The following is an 18007-nucleotide window of genomic DNA, read 5'->3' on the forward strand; positions in this document are numbered from 1 at the left end:
CTCCCAATTTACATTGGTGCTTCAATTTGAATATCACGAGACCGCATTTCGAACTCTTGAACCTGAGTACTGATCGGAACCCCATAACTTGTTAAGCAGTCTGCTACTGTTCTCTTACCTTGTAATTCAGTACCTAAATTATCATTGATATAACCCACAGCTCCTGAGGCTCCAATGCAATCACTTTGAATACTAGTAATATTTGAACGAGCAAAATTTGGCATGATTGCTGTTGTTGTTACACGAACCTTTGCATCAACCTTATCTTTTGTTTCTGTAGCACCCTCGGCTTGGTTGGTACCTCGTTCTAAATCTGCCCCAATAGCACCTGGTTGCGAAATAATTTTAACAGCGACTTGCGTGACTACAGCTTCACGTGAACTACCAAAATCTTTGGTTAAATCACAAAACCCACTGCGGTTTGTATAAACAGAATCTATCGTGGCTTTTGTATTAGCACCATCCGTTTGTTGAGGAGGAACCAAAACAGTTGTATCGAAAGCGGTATCTATAATTTCTTTTGATGTTGGTTTATAACAAAATACAATTTCACGACCTGGTCTTTCTTTATGTAGCGTAATGGCTTGACCAACCGCAGTTGTAATTCGTGTTAAATCATTATAATTAGACATATTCAAAAAATAATTACTTGGAGTATCACCTGTCTGTGATAACAATTGTCCAACCTGACTATTCGTTGCAATATTTAAAGATGTCATTGCAGTACGAATTCCCCAAACTCCAAGCATTGTGACTAATAACAACATAATAAGTACAACAATTAATGTAGCACCTCGCTGATGATGCATCGTTCCATTTTTTCTTATGCTACTTTTCATTTAGGAACTCCTAGACCATTACGGATTGCAACAGTAGTTGAGTAGACGCGACGTGCATATAAAGTCGTCGAATCGTTTAATGTTACGTCTTGATTTAAAACTGCGACAGATTTCTTTAAATCAATATTTTTATTTTTAGTATCATCAAGTGAGCGTACCAATACGGCCATTTTTACCGAAACAATCCTTGGAGGTTCTATGGCTGGTACTTTTGCTCTTGCCTTATTGGCTTCAGCTCTATATTGATTAATTGAATAATATGCAAGGCGATTATTGCTATCTCTTACACCTAATTGCACAACGAAATGGTCAACCCGAGGCATAATCACCTGCCCTGCACCACCAAAACCTGAAATTGTAGTAGGATTTGCGACAGGAGTTGTTCCAGATGCGGTAGGGGTATTTGCATCACAAGCCAAAGCAAAATTATTTCCAGAAGTAGCATCAGCTGGATCTCGTCTTAAAAAATAGCGTTGAATGACGTAGTCACCCTCTTGAACGTTCTCCCCTTCACAATTCACCATTTCATTTGGTGAAACGAATTGAATCGTTAACTGATCACTGGTCTGATTTACATTAGATAGGCCTTGCCATTCATTTTTAACGCCACTGACGTCCTCTTGATTACCTTTGCTGTGACTTAATAATCCATTAGACATAAATGGTGATGAGGCTGGGTATGTAATATTTGTATTTGTATTTGTTGCATCTCTTGCAGTTAAAATGATCCCACCTCGAGGTGTTTGATCATTTAAATCAGGACGAGTATTACCAAAATTAGCTAGACGAATATCTCTTACCATATAATCTAAACCAAATACACCACTATTTTGTAACTCTGAATTAGCCTCTTGCATTCTTGAAGTTAAAAACCCACCCATAAAAAGTTGCATCGCGGCTGCAGCGATGATCAATCCAATGGCTAGGGAAACAATCAACTCCAAAAGAGTAAACCCTTTATTTATAATAAAATAATTCATATTTTTCATTAATATGCCTCCATCATGAGGCATTTTGAACCAGCGACGTAAACGCCAGCATCAGACATACAATTACTTATATTTGCTGTAGTCGCTGTAGCCGTTAGAGTTGTATCATCCCAAGCAATAAACAAACATTGTCTTTTCACTGGTGCTACAGATACACCTGGACAATCATCCATCGTAATATGCATACCTATTTCAAATGCCGTTTTTTCAGCCAGATAAGCATCATAAGTTGCCATCTGGGCTGGCGTGCATCTTTGTGCTTCTGCTGCATTATAACAATTCACTGTTGGAGCAGAAGGTGATGTTTTTACTGAGGTATAACCTCGTACAGCTGTAGGATAACTACTTTGACCCGCTGGATTTGCACGAATATTGTCTGCAAGTCCACGCAGAATTAACATGCCTTGCGAACGATATAATGCTTCTGAAGACGCATCTATTGCCCTCAGTTGTAATGCTGAATATCCAAGTACCCCAATTGCCAAAAGCAAAAGAGCAACTAGAGCTTCCATTAAGCTGACACCTTTTTGATTCGTTATTATTATCATTTAACATGTTCCTTTCGTTTGCGTAACATTCCCTAACTGCAAAATCGTAATCGTTCGCAAATTATTGCCAGCACATAAACTTATACTCTTTGATGTCCCACTTGACCCCACCTCATTAAAGACAACATTTGTTGCACTACCCGATTTCAACTCTACTTTTGGATCAATTGAGACTAAAATCACTCGATTTACTAATATATCCTGTTTTTCTGTAGCATCCGTCACTGTTGCAAACCCTGTTATAGCGGTTGTTGCACAATCCAAGTTAGTGTAGCTATCTCCCGTAACTGTTTTATTTGGGCAAACTGCAACTGATCTTTTTAAAAGTGCGGCCTGAGATTTTGCTTGATTAAAAGCATTGATCAATCCTCGGGTATTGTTATTTAATTTTTGACTGATAATCAATTTATTGAATGAAGGCGCTGCAATCGACGCAACAATCGCCAAAACAGCAATCGTCACCATCAACTCAACTAAGGTGAATCCACGATTATTTTGCATTGTTACCCCCATTGCAACAAAACTTTACCCTATTAAAAATCATAGCTTAAATACTTACAAAACCAATACAAGTTGGATAAAAGGCATAAAAAAGCAGATAACTGAAATCTCAGCTATCTGCTTAAAAAATAAAGTTTAAATTTAAGCTTGCGTTACATGAATCCGTAGCTCTTTTGGTAAACTAAATGTGATGTTTTCCTCACGACCATTTAATTCTTGCGGTGCTGTTGCACCCCAGTCCTGTAACCGCTGAATCACTTGCTTAATTAAAATCTCAGGTGCAGATGCCCCAGCTGTAACACCGATCTTATGGTTCGCATTAAACCACTCCTGCTTTAACTCATCTGCGTTATCGATCAGATACGCATGTTTCCCCATCCGTTCAGCCAACTCACGTAAACGATTCGAATTCGACGAGTTTGGAGAGCCAACCACCAACACCACATCACATTGTGTGGCTAAATCTCGCACAGCATCTTGCCGGTTTTGCGTAGCATAGCAAATATCATCTTTACGAGGCCCTTGAATCTGAGGGAATTTATTTCGCAAAGCATCAATTACTTTGGCCGTATCATCTATAGATAAGGTTGTTTGGGTCACAAATGCTATTTTTTCAGGATGATGTACTGTTAATGAAGCGACATCTTCTTCATCTTCAACCAGATAAATTTCACCACCATTCTTTTTGTCATATTGCCCCATGGTCCCTTCAACTTCCGGGTGACCTTCATGACCAATCAAAATTGCTTCAGTTCCTTCACGCGCATATTTTGTGACCTCAATATGTACTTTGGTAACCAATGGGCAGGTTGCATCAAATACTTTTAAACCGCGACGTTCTGCTTCTTGTTGAACGGCCTTTGATACACCATGTGCACTAAAAATAACAATATTATCGTCAGGCACCTCATCCAATTCATCCACAAAAATTGCACCGCGCTGACGTAAATCGTCAACCACAAATTTGTTATGAACCACTTCATGACGGACATAAATAGGGGGATTAAAACATTCAAGCGCACGATTGACGATGGCAATTGCACGATCTACACCTGCACAAAATCCACGCGGATTAGCCAATACAATTTCCATAAAACCCTCAATGCTCACTTCAATGGTTGAATATATTTTATCGATTAAACACAAACAATGTGTAAAAACAGTTTTGTTTGTCTTCGCTCTACTCTAAAATAGAGAAGATATTTTATCATATCAGGAAAAATATCATGTCGGGTCTATTGTTTGTCGTTTCTGCGGCATCAGGAACAGGCAAAACATCTCTCGTTAAAGCGCTACTTGAGCGTGTGAGCAATTTACACGTTTCTGTTTCACATACGACTCGTGGTCAGCGACCTGGCGAACTCGACGGTGTTCATTATCACTTTACCTCTAAAGAAAGCTTTCTTGATCAAGTCAATCAAGGTGGTTTTATTGAGTATGCAGAAGTTTTTGGTAATTATTATGGTACTGCGCAAGCAACTGTAAAAGACCAATTGGCGAAAGGCCATGATGTGCTACTTGAGATCGATTGGCAAGGTGCTGAGCAAGTTCGTAAACTTTTTCCTGAATCTAAACAAATTTTCATTCTTCCTCCAACGCAGTTTGATCTACGTCAACGTCTTTCAAATCGTGGCACGGACTCTGTTGAAGTTATTGAACATCGTTTAAGTTGTGCAGTGGAAGACATGCAACAATATGTCAACTTTGAATACATTATTATCAATGATGATTTCAATAAAGCTTTACATGATTTGGAATCTGTTATTAATGCCAATCGCTTAAAAATAGATCAACAGGCAAATCGTCATCAGGCTTTAATTACCAAACTGATTACACCACAAGCATAGATCTGAATGCTTTCTAAATAAGCTTCGATTAAAACTTGAGTCTATGATGAAAGCATTTTATACTGCACAGTCTATTTAAAAAATTTGTATTCAAACGAGAATTCTTATGGCACGCGTAACCGTTGAAGATTGTTTAGACCATGTGGACAACCGCTTTGAGCTTGTACTAGTGGCAAGCAAACGCGCGCGTCAATTGGCACGTCAAGGCATTGAACCGACTGTTGAGTGGGACAATGACAAGCCGACTGTTGTTGCATTACGTGAAATTGCGATTGGTCATGTGACTAAAGATATCTTGAAGCAACGTGATCAAGATTACCAAACATCTAGTCTTGACCTTGCTTTATCAGCAAACAATCTTAATCTTGAAGGTTTTTCTTTCCAGTAAGCTAAGCCTTTGTAAAAAGCCTAGTTTTTCAACTAGGCTTTTTTATTTCAATTATTTTGCAAAAAGTTTTGCCAATCAATCGACAAAATTCAAAATATTTGTTAAAAAAAATAGATATATTTGATGTCTAGAAATTGACAAGCGGCTCAATATGCTTTTCATTAAAGCATTAGGAAAAATATTTCAAATTTGTAATTTAAGATAGGTGTTCTATGCCAGGCCAACAGGTCAGCCAATCCAAGCAACAGTTGAATGTAATTATCGACGCGTACTTAAAACCAAGTGATGTCGAGCGAGTACTTGTGGCTTGTGATTATGCTGATATTGCGCATGATGGTATTACACGTAAAAGTGGTGAACCCTATATTTTACACCCAATTGCGGTGAGTTGTATTTTGGCACATATGCGTATGGATGCCGAAACGCTCATGGCAGCCTTATTGCACGATGTGATTGAAGATACAGATTTTACCAAAGAGGATATCACTGAAAAATTTGGTAAAACCGTGGCTGAATTGGTTGATGGTGTCACCAAACTGAGTCATTCCAGCGATAAAGAATATAATAAAGCAGCATCTTTCCGTAAAATTCTTCAAGCCACCTTACAAGACCCGCGTGTCATTATTATCAAACTCGCTGATCGTTATCATAACATGACGACTCTAGGTGCTTTACGACCAGATAAACGTGCACGCATCGCGCAAGAAACTTTTGATATCTTTGTTCCTATGGCGCGTCTTGTCGGTATGAATGAGATGGCAGATAACTTAGAACATCTGTGCTATCAAAACCTAGATCTCGATATGTACAATGATGTACAAGAAAATTTACTCAAAACCAAACCAGAACGCTGTAAATATCAATCGGTTTGGGAACAAAACTTAGCTGAGTTACTGAATAACTATAATATTCAAGGGCGTATTAAAAAGAAAAACAACAATATCGAACTCTTACGCCACTTTGTAAAAAATGAAATCGACTTACAAGAACTCACCCATAGTCATGCTTTTGAAATTGTTTTACAAAGCATCGCGGATTGTGATCGCTTGGTCGATGCCTTACGTGAAAATTTCCAAGTCATTGATTATGAAGATCATATTCGTCGCCCATTACCAGGCGGAAATCAGTCTTTAATGATCAAACTTAAAGGTGAACGCACCACGTTGTCCTTAACCATTCAAACCGAGCTGATGCGTAAAGCTGCACGCTTTGGTGTGGTTCTCGGTGAAAATGCGCCACAAGCTTGCCGTTCTGCGATCCAAGCATCAATGAAGAATTTAGATCTTCTTGTTGGTGGTGAGTGCGCAAAAACCACATTTAGCGACCTACTTGATTATTTACATCAAGAAAAGATCTGGGTCTACACCCCACATGGACAGCTACATGAATTACCACAAGGTGCCACAGCCGTTGATTTTGCTTATTCAGCGAGTTTATTTTTAGGCAACCATGCTGTTGGTGCCAAAATTAATGGTGAAATTAAACCGCTTTCAACCCCTTTAGTCAGTGGTCAGGTGGTTGAAGTCATTACCGATGTATTGGCAACCCCAAACCCAGACTGGTTAAGCTTCATTAACACCCAAAAAGCGCGTCGTGCGATTCAAAACATCTTGCGAGATCAAGATCCAGATGAACAGCGCCTTGTGGGGCAGCAAGCACTCAACCGTGCTTTAAAACTGTTTAATCGCTCGACCAAAGACTTATCTGAAGCGGATTGGAAGGATTTATTAGAGTGGCGCCATGTGCCCGATAAAGACACTTTATTTGAGCAAATTGCAGTGGGAGACCTATTACCACAACTGGTTGCCAACCATTTATTTGCCCAATCGAAAGCCACTGAAGAACACGCTTCAAATCGCCTCATCCAAGGTACAGATGGTGTCGATGTAAAATATGCACACTGTTGCAACCCAGTATTGGGAGATCCTATTCAAGGGCATTTATCCCGTCGTGGCTTAATTGTGCATCGTGCACGCTGTCATAACTTATTGCACGAGCAGCATTTACACCCTGAAAATATCATGTCTTTACAGTGGACATCGGAAGAAGAAGACGATGTGAACTTCAATGCTTATTTGAGTATTGATCTTATTTTAACCGATGAACAAATTTCAGAATTGATTTACTTATGTCGTAAAGCAAAAACTGGGGTTGAATCAGTACGCTCTCATGAAGATAAAACTTATGTGAATATCGTAGTCAATAATCGCAAACAAATTGCGCAAATCATTCGTGAATTACGTATGCAATTTGGTTTTCCTCGAATTAGTCGAATGTCTATGCCAGTTTCAATTAATGAGACGCTAAAAGCAAAAGCGTGCTAAATTAAGACCTGTAATGTTTATCGATAATCTTCGATGCACTTTGCATGCCATTCATGCTTTATGATGAAATGATTTGAAATCAAGGAGAAATCAATGTCCCGCCAAGTGATCCATACTGAAAATGCCCCTGCTGCAATTGGTACTTATTCACAAGCCATTTTAGTAGACAACACATTATATCTTTCAGGGCAAATTGGCTTAGATCCATATAGCATGGAATTGGTTGAAGGCATTGAAGCGCAAATTCGACGTGTTTTTGATAATTTAAAAGCAGTCTGTGAAGCTGCAGGCGGTTCTTTAGCAGATATTGCAAAGCTCAATATTTTTCTTACCGATTTATCCAACTTTCAATTGGTCAACCAGATTATGGGCGAATACTTTGCTCAACCTTATCCTGCACGTGCAGCATTAGGTGTTGCTTCTTTACCTAAAAATGCATTGGTTGAAATGGATGGTATTGTCATTATTCCTCAATAATATCAGCCAAAACTAATTGTTTGATTTTAAATAATTTAAAAAATAAAACTAAATACTACCGATCAGGTGGTATTTTTTTATTCAAAAAGCCAATAAAGATAAATGAGATTTCAAATGAATTTCATTGACAAATGATAACAATTATCAATAATATTAGTTATCGCATTTAACCTTTGGGTTGAGTTTCATGTACGTTTGTTTATGTCGTGGTATTACAGATCAAGATATCAAAGATGCAATGGCAAATGGTGCAGAGAGCTACCGTGAAGTACGTGAATTATTAGACTTAGGTACGTGTTGTGGTCGCTGTGCCCCTGAAGCAAAAAGTATTATTAATGAAGAGCTATCGCTGATTGCAGCACGTATTTCTGTTGCCGCGTAGCTTTTGATTCAAACATAAAAATAAGTTTAGATTTATAACGACAATAAATAAGTTTTTTAATGATCCCCAGATCATTCTCCTCCCCCGCTTCGACTCAAAGCGGGTTCGTTTTTTTCAATCAATCTCTTTTAGCCAAAACGACATCCCTATTGTTTTTGATTGCGATTTTCATTTGCTGTTCCATAAACTACTCGTAAGCCTGCAAAAAGTTGATTAATATAGAGCCATATCAAATTACCTTAATCATTAAATTTCAATGACTCAGTTTAAATTCACGTTAAGGTAAAAAATTAGAATGGAGTTTTAACCATATGCAAGGCAATCGAGACGTAATTAATCAACTCAATCAAGTGCTTTATCATCACTTGACTGCGATTAACCAATACTTTTTACACTCGCGTATGTTTAATGATTGGGGAATTGAGAAACTTGGTTCGGCTGAATACAAAGAATCTATTCGCCAAATGAAGCATGCGGATAAGATCATTGAACGTATTCTTTTCTTGGAAGGTTTACCGAACCTTCAACATTTAGGCAAGCTATACATTGGCCAGCATACAGTTGAAGTTTTAAACTGCGATGTACGTAAAGTAAAAGAAAACATTGATGCATTGAAAACAGCTGTTGCACTCGCTGAAAGCAACTTAGATTATGTGACTCGTGATCTTGTTCAAGAAATTCTTGAGAAAGAAGAAGAGTTTTGGGATTGGACAACCACCCAACTTGATCTAAGTGAAAGTGTTGGTATCGAAAATTATATTCAAAGCCAACTATAATTAATTTTTAAATACCATTAAAAAAATCCTCCAATTGATTGGGGGATTTTTTATTTCATTTCAAAATATAGCGATGCAAAATTTACAGTCATCAAAATTCGCTTTTATGAAATGGTATAGTAAAACCACCTAATTACTCATAAAAGTGATTTCTATCAAGTCATTGATCGTCAATTAAGCTTATGTTTTTTATTAACTTTTATAAAATGTTCGTTATCAATTCATTTTTGTACTTTTGAATCATAGATGGTAATCCTACCGTGGGGCGACAGGGATGTCACCGTTGGGCGGGGGTACAGGACGTACCCCTCGCCCAACATGAGCAAAAACAAAGCACGGCTTTGTTTGCAGCGCAAGGTTTGGCATCGCCTACGAAAAGCAATTTAAACTTTGAATGTAAGGTGTGGCATTGCAAGTTTTTTAGAATCAAACAATTTATTTTACATACCATTGATTTAATTAAAAATATTGATTAAGAGAAATTGTATTCGTGTGCCTTAGTTTTTTGACAGGTGACTATATAATTTTTAAATATCGCAAAAAAATCCCCCAATTGATTGGGGGATTTTTTATTTTATTTCGAAATGTGGTGATACAAAATTTACAATCATCAAAATTCACTTATATGAAATGGTATTATTTCCCTACAGCAGATACAGGCAATAGCTCCTGATATGATTTCTCTTGCCCATGCAGTGTCTTCAGAATCCATAACTGATGTTCAGCTTTAACTTTTTTACCATTAAAAGCCAAAACCTGTGCATATTTTTGAATATCATATGCAGAAGCTAAGTTCGCTACCATACGCTCCATATATTGCAACTGCTGATCCGACATTTTGCTATATGGATTAAGGCCAATCCACCAGACACGTTCTTTAAATTGCGTCAGTAACAAAATATCTTGCTTCATCACTGCTTGCTGTGAAGCACTTAAAGGTGTTTTCTTATTTACGAATACGCTTTGTTGGTGATATAAAATATAGTCTCGATAAATCACCCCCACCAAGACCAAACCAATCACAATAATACTTACTGTAACCGAAGACTTTAAATTCACTGTAGGCAAACGAGGATATTGTGCTTGGATGATCCCCAATAAAAAACCTAAAGGGAGTAAAAAATATGCATAGTGAATTGGGTATTCCAATAAGGCATGAATCAAAATGGCACAGACCATCAATCCCGCTGCAATTGAAACTGTATCTTTAATGCCTTTATTTAGCCAATACAACCAACATGCCATATAAACAATAATCAATCCACCAATCGGGATACCATTCCAAATCAGTAAATCCAAAATCACATTATGCGCGGTTTTATACCATTCATGTGATGGATATAAATCAAAAGCGGCGATTTGCGCCATCCCTGTTTGGTTCCAGCCATAACCCACCCACGGCTTTTCTGAAATCGCGACTAGGGCTTGATTCCACATATCTAAACGCAGATAACCTGATGTTGCTCTCTCGACCACTGAATTTGCTTGTGCTACGTCTTGGGTTGATACAGATGCAATCCACTGATTCAGCATCGGCAAGCATGTAATCAATGCAATAAACACACCAGACCATGCGAGTAATTTTACAAACCCAAAGCGTTTAGTTTGACCAAATTGCTTGATTGTTAAATAAATCAATGTGAACAAACATACCACCCAAGCAGTACGAGATTGGGTTAGTGCAATGGTCAATAGAAAAATAAAAGTTGATGGCCCGAGTATGTAATTTGGCAGTATCTTCTTTTCATAAAAGTATAAACATGCAAACACCCCCATACACATAAACGTTGCCAGATTATTTGGCTGGGCAAAGTTTGCATAGGGACGATTGCCATTTAGCAAATTAACCAATGGTCTAAAATATTCGTTTACGCCTAACCACTGGGTCATTGCAATAAAACTTGAAAGTATCGCACCCGTAAAAACCACAAGGCTAAATACTTTAAAGACTTGTTCTCTTTGTCCCTTTTCACCTACTGCCAAGTTATAACCAACAATTAGCATCAACCAAAACATCGCAATATAGGCGGTACAAAGCAACGCATTGCTTAAATACAAAATCTCGCCAAAGCCCCATTGTATCAATGGAATTGCCAATACAGGCAGTATAAGCAGTTGCGGTTTTGGAATTTTTAAATCTTTATTTAGAAAAGCACTGAGTAGCACTAAAGCCGATAGAAAAGTAAGTGCTTCACTACCAAATGTTGTCCAAGGCATTTTATGAATAGGTAAAAGCCACGCAAGTAAAAGCAATACGACTGAAAGAAGATAAGGAATGGCTTTCATAAGATAAGTGCAAAGAAAAACTGAGCTTATTATAAGCTCAGTTTTTAAAAATCTAAGTATTTATTTCCAAGGTCTTAAATCCACGATCTTAATAACCTCGCCCTTTTCTTTATTGATCAGCACAACCATATCAACAGCTATTGTTTTTAGTGGAAGCCATGCATTTGCTGTCGGGTATTGATGTATAACTTTTTCTACATCATCTCTAGAATTATAATTCTGCAGAACATCCATTTTTTTGCTGCTTTGCTGTAAATCAAATTTGGCATTACTTAATTGTGTATAGCGTTCTGGATGCATTGTTGGTACTACACCATGACTAAAGTCATCAAATAATCTTTTATTTTGAGCGGCTACGGTCTTTTCTTTTTCCAGTGCAACAATTTGTGGTTTTAACCAGCTCGCTTTTTGATACGCTGGTTGAGCTTGCTCAATTTTTCCTGTTTCAATCTCATTATTTCTAACCAGATCAAAACGACCTGCATTGTCATATACAATCCACGCAGGTCGTCCTTGAGCAATATTAAAAAGCCCATAGCTTAATGCTGCAACTTGGATAACAATGATAATTGTTAAATCCATTTTTAAGGTTTTTTTACCCTCTTTATAGACCAACAATGTCAAAAATGGCCCAATAATTACATCAATTGCAATCAGCATTAGAAATATTTGAGTCACACCCACTGCTTTAGCAAGCGGTGCTGGATACCAAACAAAAAATACGAGCGCGATAAAAAATAGAGCAATCGCGATAGAGATGGTTAAATGACCTAAAAAGAACTTTATACGTTTTGACATTTTTATATGCGACCAAAATTATGCAACTGAATTTTAGTATCCTAAAAAGCTAAATACAATCTACAGGTTTAAATTTATTTGCAATTCCAACAGAGGTACTGCAACTCCATTTTCCACTCCTATCCCTATTTAGGAATATTGACTCACCTTTTATAACAGAAGCAACCTGAGTTAATTTACATTCTAGTGCAGGATTTGCTACACCAGCTACAGGCGCTGAAACAGCGTAAGTGCAAAATTTTGAAGATGTTGAAAAAAACATATTTGTTACAGTATAAGTAGAGCTATTTGAAGCAGATCCTTCATTGATAATTAACTCATATTGCGGTCTTGCACCATTTAATTCTGCAACTGCACTGGTAAGCTGAGATTTCACAACAAAGTTTTGATATTGCAATAAGCCAATTGCAGCTAAAATACTAATGATCGCAACAACGATCATCAGCTCTACTAATGTAAAACCTTTCATTACTCTCATAAAAACCCCCTTTACTTTTTATAATTCTAATTCTATTTCTATTTATCTTATGATATATATTTACTAATTGATCCAAAGTGTCAATAATTAACAAATTACATCATAATCCGACAACTATAGTTTATCGGCCATAAAATTTTCAAATTTAAACCCTAAATCTAGCCTTTCAGCATTACCCATCCAAACAACTATTTCCTTATTCTCGTTAATTAATGAAAAAGAACTAGCTGAAGGTAAAGTACCATATTTAAATTGAATAAAATTGTTATTACGTTCTATTACATTCATAGAGTAATTAAAGCACTCTCTTTCTTTTTCATAATTACAAGAAATATCTTCTTTATTAAATGATATAAATTTACTATATTTTTCATCCTCGATAATATTATTTAATAATAAAGCCAAACTTTTTGCATTACCTATCAATCCTGCTGAGGATGATAGAGCATAAAAATCAAATTTTTTAAAATAATCTTCAAACCTATATTCATTATATAAAAAATTATACTTAACTTCATTTTTAATATAAGGTCCATCTAAAAAGCTGATACTTCTATTTTTTAGATTAAACTCATGATTTATTACTTCTCTATACCTTTTCCCTTCAATTCTTTCAATTACCACTCCTAACAAACAACTATTTCTATTATCATATGCATTATAACTACCCGGATTAAAGTCGAGTTTTGTTTCTTTCAATTTATCAATATGATATGGACACCATGGCTTTCGGTCTTCTTCAAACATTGCATCTTTACTGAGCATTCGATCAAAACCCGAGCTATGCTGTAATAAATTTTTTATTGTAATTTTTAATATTCGAGGATCTTTTATTTTTTCATTATTTAATTCTGGGAATATTTCGCTCAAATTTGTATCTAAGTTTACTTTATGTTCTTTAACTAATTTTAAAATATAGGCTGCTGTAATTGGTTTTGTATTACTTCCATACCGAAATAGTGTTTTTATATTGACATGATTAATATCTTCAATTCCTGCTGGAGACTCACAATGATATATAACTTTTTGTTTAGTAATATAAATCAATTGATTAGCAAGTATTTTATTATCTTTAATATTTTTTTCTAGAAATTCATACATCCATAATGGCGCACCATCATTACAAATAACATTATTTTCTGCATAAATTTGCTCAAGCTTAAAATAGGTACGTTGCCATTTATATGGATAAAGAACACATATATATATATATATATAAGAAAGAATTATAAAGAAACACGCTACAGCTATTTCTTTATAACTCAATCTTTTTCTCAATAACTTTAAATTCACAAGTTTATTAATATACTTGTATATTAAAGGTTAAGATCATTTTGCTGCTTTTGCTGGGCAAGATGTTGAAGCAAATTTCTCTTCAACACTTGTTGAACAAGTCCAAGTACCAGCTACATCACGAGCCCAAGTTACAGTTTGTGTTTTAATTGCTGTAGCAGCAGTATTACCAAAAGTAGCTTTTATTTCACCTGTGCTTTTTGCATCAGCAGGCATTGTTACGTCAAGACCTTTATATAATTCAACACCAGCACCTAATAAATTAGAAACTGTAGCTCCTGCATAACATGTTGTTGCGTTTGCAGATGCCTCAGTATTTGTAATTGCTGTCTTACCTTCTAAGATACATGCTTCCACAGTAGTTTTAAGAGTACTTAACTCCCCCACAACTCGATTAACTTGCGATTTAGCAATATAGTTTTGATACTGTGGAATCGCAATCGCAGCAAGAATACCAATAATTGCAACAACGATCATTAATTCAATTAGGGTAAAACCTTTTTGAGCATTCATAACATTTCTCCAATGTTTTAAAAATTTTTATAGCTTTATAGAGCAATTTATGCGGCTGTTTTTTTTGTGGAAAAAATCAACAACCAATCGAGACTCTTTGATTTTAGAGAGAATGTAACGCTTTACAAGTTTTTTTTTGCCGCTTATATTTTTACGTAATTATACGTAAAAAAGTGACATTTATTGTCACCAGAAAGCCAAATTAATTCACAATGATTGGATTATTAGTTAACTCATTAACATTATCAGCCTGACGATATTGGTTGCCATAAAATAAATTCAAAATTTGACCAATTTCTAAGACACCATTGGTGACCGCAGTTCGATAATTTTTGTTTTTTAACTCTAAAATCATCACATCACAAATCTGCTGCCATATTTGTTGGGTTGTTGCTAGATAAATTCCACGATCTATCACAATTTCTACTGTCTTCTCACACAAGTTTAAATACAACAAAATGCCACTATTATACTCAGTATCCCACACACCCAATTCAGCAAATAATTGTTGTGCTCTGAGACGTGTATTTTGATGGTATGCCTGATGACTTGGAATATGTCCCTCAATCACCACTTGTATTTCACCGACATGGCCTTGTTCAGCTTGTGTCACAGTTTGTGCAATGGCGTGCTGATCTTGCTTTGAAAAATAGCGTTTCGACGCAGGCATATATAAAACATGTTTTAACCAACGTTTTAAGCTGGGTTGTACCTGCTCCTGTAACTTCGGTTCAGTCACAATTGCTGTTGTATCTGTTTTTGTTACCATGAGCCTGATGCTCCTCCACCGCCGAAACCACCACCGCCGCCACTATAGCCCCCACCACCGCCGAAACCGCCCCCTCCTCCACTGCTTCCACCACGCCCACCACCAGATAAAAACATTTGGAAAATAAGTTGTGCCAGTGAGGTAATCAACAAGAAGAATATACCAAAACCCAAAACCAGACTCATCACAATCCCTGAGCCATAAATAAGCCCTGCAGCGGCTGCGGTCACACCCGCAACTGCTGCACTTAAACGATTGCCTACAATAAATGATGCAAAGATACCAATCACCAAAATCACCATAGCTGTGGTTAAGGTTCGATCCTTGGCCTCTTGTTCTTGCAGTGCTTGGGTTTGACGCGCTTTTAGCTCATCTGCGGCTTGTTTGGCAATTTCAGGGTCAAGGTTTAAAATACGTTCAATCTCATTGACACCTGCCTGTAAGCCCTGAGCATATTGTCCTTGTTTAAAATCAGGTGTGATTTGATTGCGTATAATTCGACTGACCATAATGTCAGGAAGCACACCTTCTAAACCATAACCTGTTGCAATATGAATTTTTTGATCATTGACTGCGACTGCAATCAATAAACCATTGTCTTGTTTTGCTGAACCTAACTTCCATTGCTCAGCAACACGCATTGCGAAATCAAAAATACCTTCTTGCCCCGTGGTTGGGACAATGATAATGCCGATTTGCGCTTTGCCTTGACGATATATATCCCGAATTTGTTGTTCTAAATTTTGCTTTTCAGCTGCAGATAAAACTTTAGCTTGATCAACGACAGGCTGATTCAGTGTGGGAATATTTCGAGTAGTTTCACCCTCTGCCATATCATTGGCGACTGGGGGTACGTTTTGTACGGGACTTTGAGGGACTTGTTGTGTAGTTGGCGTTTGTTTTTGAGTATCTGGTGGTTTTGAACTAATCACATTGGGTAAATTAGTATTGGGCACCACTTTACCCATAACAATCGCATCTTGCGCCTCTTGCTCATCTGTGGCTGTCGCAGTTTCAGCCCAGACACTCGATTGAACAGAAAGCATCAGTCCAAGAAATACAAATAATATTGTACTCATGTTTTTCATTACTGATTTTTCTCGCCATTCAATCATAGTTCACCTTTTATTTAATAATGAATATTCTTAGCCTATCTTTTTCAGCATGCTTTAAAGACAGTGAAATGAAATCACATCATTAATTAAAATTAACTGTTGGCGCTTTAGATGCACCCGCTTCTGCACTAAAGTTTGGCTTGGCTTTCATACCAATCACTTTAGCAGTCATTGCTTGAGGGAATTGACGTACATAAGTATTGTAATCTTGAACAGATTCTACATAACGTGTACGCGCAGTACTGATACGGTTTTCCGTACCTTCCAATTGAACCTGTAAATCCCGAAATTGTTCATTGGCTTTTAAATCTGGATAATTTTCCGTCACCGCTAAAAGTCGCGATAACGCACTGGTCATTTGTGATTGTGCTTCTTGGTATTTTTTAAACAATTCAGGATCGTTCAATACTTCTTTGTCTACTTTTAAACCTGCAACATTGGCACGTGCCTCAGTCACTTCGGTTAAAACCTTTTCTTCATGGGTTGCATAACCTTTGACGACATTGACCAGGTTAGGTACCAAATCTGCGCGACGTTGATATTGATTTTCAACTTCTGACCATGCCGCATTCACAGATTCATCTTTGGCTTGTAAAGTGTTATAGCCACAACCTGAAAAAGCCAAAGTACTTGCCAATGTAAGTGCAACTAAACCTTTTTTCATTGAATTCATTGCCAATTCCTCAGAGATATTTATTTGTATTTGTTGATATCTCTGCATTCTATACAGTTTAAGGCAAAGTTTTGTTTAATTTCTGCTACCTAGCCAATGATCAAACAATTAAATTTTTGAATGTTTGATAGATATTGACAAAAAATGCCTTAAAGCGAAACCATTTTGAATGTTGAAAATAATCTAAACGTGACTCAATTAATTTCGGATTGTGAAAGCCGATATCTTGAGCGCGTAGATATAACAGATCTACTGTTTTATCAGCCAAGTTATAATTCAACATTTCAATATTGGCCATATTAAAAATAATTTGCGCACTGATTGGATCACGCTTTACAAACCTTAGGCGCTGATCCATTTGAGTTTGACTATGTAATAGGATTTTGTCTAAATCGTAATGTTGCTTTTGAAATTGTACAGTTTTAACCTTTGCCTTTGGTTCGACTGCTTGACCAAAATCCAATCCTAAAACATCGTGGTTTTGAATCCATGTAGAATCTTTTTGTTGTTGGATTTTCGCATCTAAAATTTTAACATGAATCCATTCACTGCCCTGATGAATGTTTGGATCAGGTTGAATCCCTTGCTCAATCCAGTACTTGGCTTTTTCAGACTGCCCAGCCAGTTCATATGCTGTCCCTAGATTCGCAGCAGTTTTTGCTAGATTTGGGTGTGATTTTTCAATCCGTTGAAATATTTGAATCGCCTGATCGTATTCATGCGCATAAATCAGCAAGACACCATAATCATTTAAATTCTCAACAGATTTGCTCTTAGGTAAATGCCCTTGTGCCAATTGCTTTTGAGCAGTTTTCTGGTCTAATCCGCCATAACCTAACTCAAAAGCATAAGTATTGATACAAGCATGGGCTGTAACAGATATTACGGACAACCCAATCACAGGGATATAAAATTTTAGCTTCATCTTATTATTCTCATCTTAATTATTTAGAATAAATTAATATAGAATTTAAACACAATTTAAAAATATAAAAAAGCCACCCTAAGGTG

21 protein-coding genes are annotated in these 18007 nt (G+C 36.7%); 7 read left to right on the top strand and 14 right to left on the bottom strand.

What is annotated here, in order from left to right:
• Window positions 1–8: 8 nt before the first annotated feature.
• From FY049_RS12715 to ispH, 5 genes are all read right to left on the bottom strand, one after another.
• Window positions 9–839 carry a hypothetical protein gene (locus FY049_RS12715; protein WP_224964622.1) on the bottom strand — a complete coding sequence of 277 codons (831 nt, stop codon included), beginning with the start codon at window positions 837–839 and terminating at the stop codon, window positions 9–11.
• Window positions 836–1828: a PilW family protein gene (locus FY049_RS12720; RefSeq protein ID WP_446083794.1), complete on the bottom strand. Its 993-nt coding sequence runs from the start codon at window positions 1826–1828 to the stop codon at window positions 836–838. Before FY049_RS12720 ends, FY049_RS12715 begins: the two co-directional genes overlap by 4 nt.
• Window positions 1828–2376 (bottom strand): type IV pilus modification protein PilV, encoded by a 549-nt coding sequence (gene pilV, locus FY049_RS12725; protein WP_446083795.1) that lies wholly within the window; start codon window positions 2374–2376, stop codon window positions 1828–1830. The genes FY049_RS12720 and pilV overlap by 1 nt, the downstream gene beginning before the upstream one ends.
• Complete coding sequence (locus FY049_RS12730) at window positions 2377–2877, bottom strand: GspH/FimT family pseudopilin (RefSeq protein ID WP_446083796.1); 501 nt, start codon at window positions 2875–2877, stop codon at window positions 2377–2379.
• 141 nt (window positions 2878–3018) lie between these two features.
• The gene (gene ispH, locus FY049_RS12735) at window positions 3019–3969 is read right to left on the bottom strand and encodes a 4-hydroxy-3-methylbut-2-enyl diphosphate reductase (protein ID WP_004818634.1); all 951 of its coding nucleotides are present in this window, start codon (window positions 3967–3969) and stop codon (window positions 3019–3021) included.
• 134 nt (window positions 3970–4103) lie between these two features.
• Between ispH and gmk the strand changes: the two genes are divergently transcribed.
• The 7 genes from gmk to FY049_RS12770 all read left to right on the top strand — a co-directional run bounded on the left by gmk (window position 4104) and on the right by FY049_RS12770 (window position 9547).
• A complete protein-coding gene (gmk, locus tag FY049_RS12740) occupies window positions 4104–4724 on the top strand; it encodes a guanylate kinase (protein ID WP_224964619.1) in 621 nt (206 codons plus the stop codon).
• A 106-nt stretch (window positions 4725–4830) separates the two neighbouring features.
• Entirely contained in the window at window positions 4831–5112 is a 282-nt protein-coding gene (rpoZ, locus tag FY049_RS12745; protein WP_004718302.1) for a DNA-directed RNA polymerase subunit omega, read from the top strand.
• Between the two features lie 212 nt (window positions 5113–5324).
• On the top strand, window positions 5325–7436 hold the full coding sequence (locus tag FY049_RS12750; protein WP_004718304.1) for a RelA/SpoT family protein: 2112 nt from the start codon (window positions 5325–5327) through the stop codon (window positions 7434–7436).
• Window positions 7437–7529: 93 nt separating this feature from the next.
• A complete protein-coding gene (locus FY049_RS12755) occupies window positions 7530–7913 on the top strand; it encodes a RidA family protein (RefSeq protein WP_004718306.1) in 384 nt (127 codons plus the stop codon).
• Window positions 7914–8100: 187 nt separating this feature from the next.
• The gene (locus FY049_RS12760) at window positions 8101–8295 is read left to right on the top strand and encodes a bacterioferritin-associated ferredoxin (RefSeq protein ID WP_004718308.1); all 195 of its coding nucleotides are present in this window, start codon (window positions 8101–8103) and stop codon (window positions 8293–8295) included.
• Window positions 8296–8606: 311 nt separating this feature from the next.
• A complete protein-coding gene (gene bfr, locus FY049_RS12765; protein WP_004818630.1) occupies window positions 8607–9071 on the top strand; it encodes a heteropolymeric bacterioferritin subunit Bfr in 465 nt (154 codons plus the stop codon).
• Window positions 9072–9331: 260 nt separating this feature from the next.
• Window positions 9332–9547, top strand: a complete 216-nt coding sequence (locus FY049_RS12770) for a hypothetical protein (protein ID WP_446083797.1) — start codon at window positions 9332–9334, stop codon at window positions 9545–9547.
• A gap of 160 nt (window positions 9548–9707) precedes the next feature.
• On the opposite strand, the gene FY049_RS12775 is transcribed toward FY049_RS12770, so the two are convergent.
• From FY049_RS12775 to FY049_RS12815, 9 genes are all read right to left on the bottom strand, one after another.
• The gene (locus FY049_RS12775; protein WP_446083798.1) at window positions 9708–11357 is read right to left on the bottom strand and encodes a Wzy polymerase domain-containing protein; all 1650 of its coding nucleotides are present in this window, start codon (window positions 11355–11357) and stop codon (window positions 9708–9710) included.
• Between the two features lie 60 nt (window positions 11358–11417).
• The gene (tfpZ, locus tag FY049_RS12780; RefSeq protein ID WP_446083799.1) at window positions 11418–12155 is read right to left on the bottom strand and encodes a TfpX/TfpZ family type IV pilin accessory protein; all 738 of its coding nucleotides are present in this window, start codon (window positions 12153–12155) and stop codon (window positions 11418–11420) included.
• Window positions 12156–12204: 49 nt separating this feature from the next.
• Window positions 12205–12633, bottom strand: a complete 429-nt coding sequence (locus FY049_RS12785) for a pilin (RefSeq protein WP_224964616.1) — start codon at window positions 12631–12633, stop codon at window positions 12205–12207.
• Window positions 12634–12747: 114 nt separating this feature from the next.
• Window positions 12748–13899, bottom strand: a complete 1152-nt coding sequence (locus tag FY049_RS12790) for a serine hydrolase domain-containing protein (RefSeq protein ID WP_446083800.1) — start codon at window positions 13897–13899, stop codon at window positions 12748–12750.
• A gap of 63 nt (window positions 13900–13962) precedes the next feature.
• Complete coding sequence (locus FY049_RS12795) at window positions 13963–14439, bottom strand: pilin (RefSeq protein WP_224964614.1); 477 nt, start codon at window positions 14437–14439, stop codon at window positions 13963–13965.
• Window positions 14440–14641: 202 nt separating this feature from the next.
• Window positions 14642–15208: a TPM domain-containing protein gene (locus tag FY049_RS12800; protein WP_224964613.1), complete on the bottom strand. Its 567-nt coding sequence runs from the start codon at window positions 15206–15208 to the stop codon at window positions 14642–14644.
• Complete coding sequence (locus FY049_RS12805) at window positions 15202–16323, bottom strand: TPM domain-containing protein (protein ID WP_224964612.1); 1122 nt, start codon at window positions 16321–16323, stop codon at window positions 15202–15204. Before FY049_RS12805 ends, FY049_RS12800 begins: the two co-directional genes overlap by 7 nt.
• 82 nt (window positions 16324–16405) lie before the next feature.
• Window positions 16406–16996: a LemA family protein gene (locus FY049_RS12810; protein WP_056516623.1), complete on the bottom strand. Its 591-nt coding sequence runs from the start codon at window positions 16994–16996 to the stop codon at window positions 16406–16408.
• A gap of 100 nt (window positions 16997–17096) precedes the next feature.
• Window positions 17097–17921, bottom strand: coding sequence for a tetratricopeptide repeat protein (locus FY049_RS12815; RefSeq protein WP_446083801.1), 825 nt, complete (start codon window positions 17919–17921; stop codon window positions 17097–17099).
• Window positions 17922–18007 lie beyond the last annotated feature (86 nt).

The sequence above is a fragment of the Acinetobacter sp. 1125_18A genome (assembly GCF_052824985.1).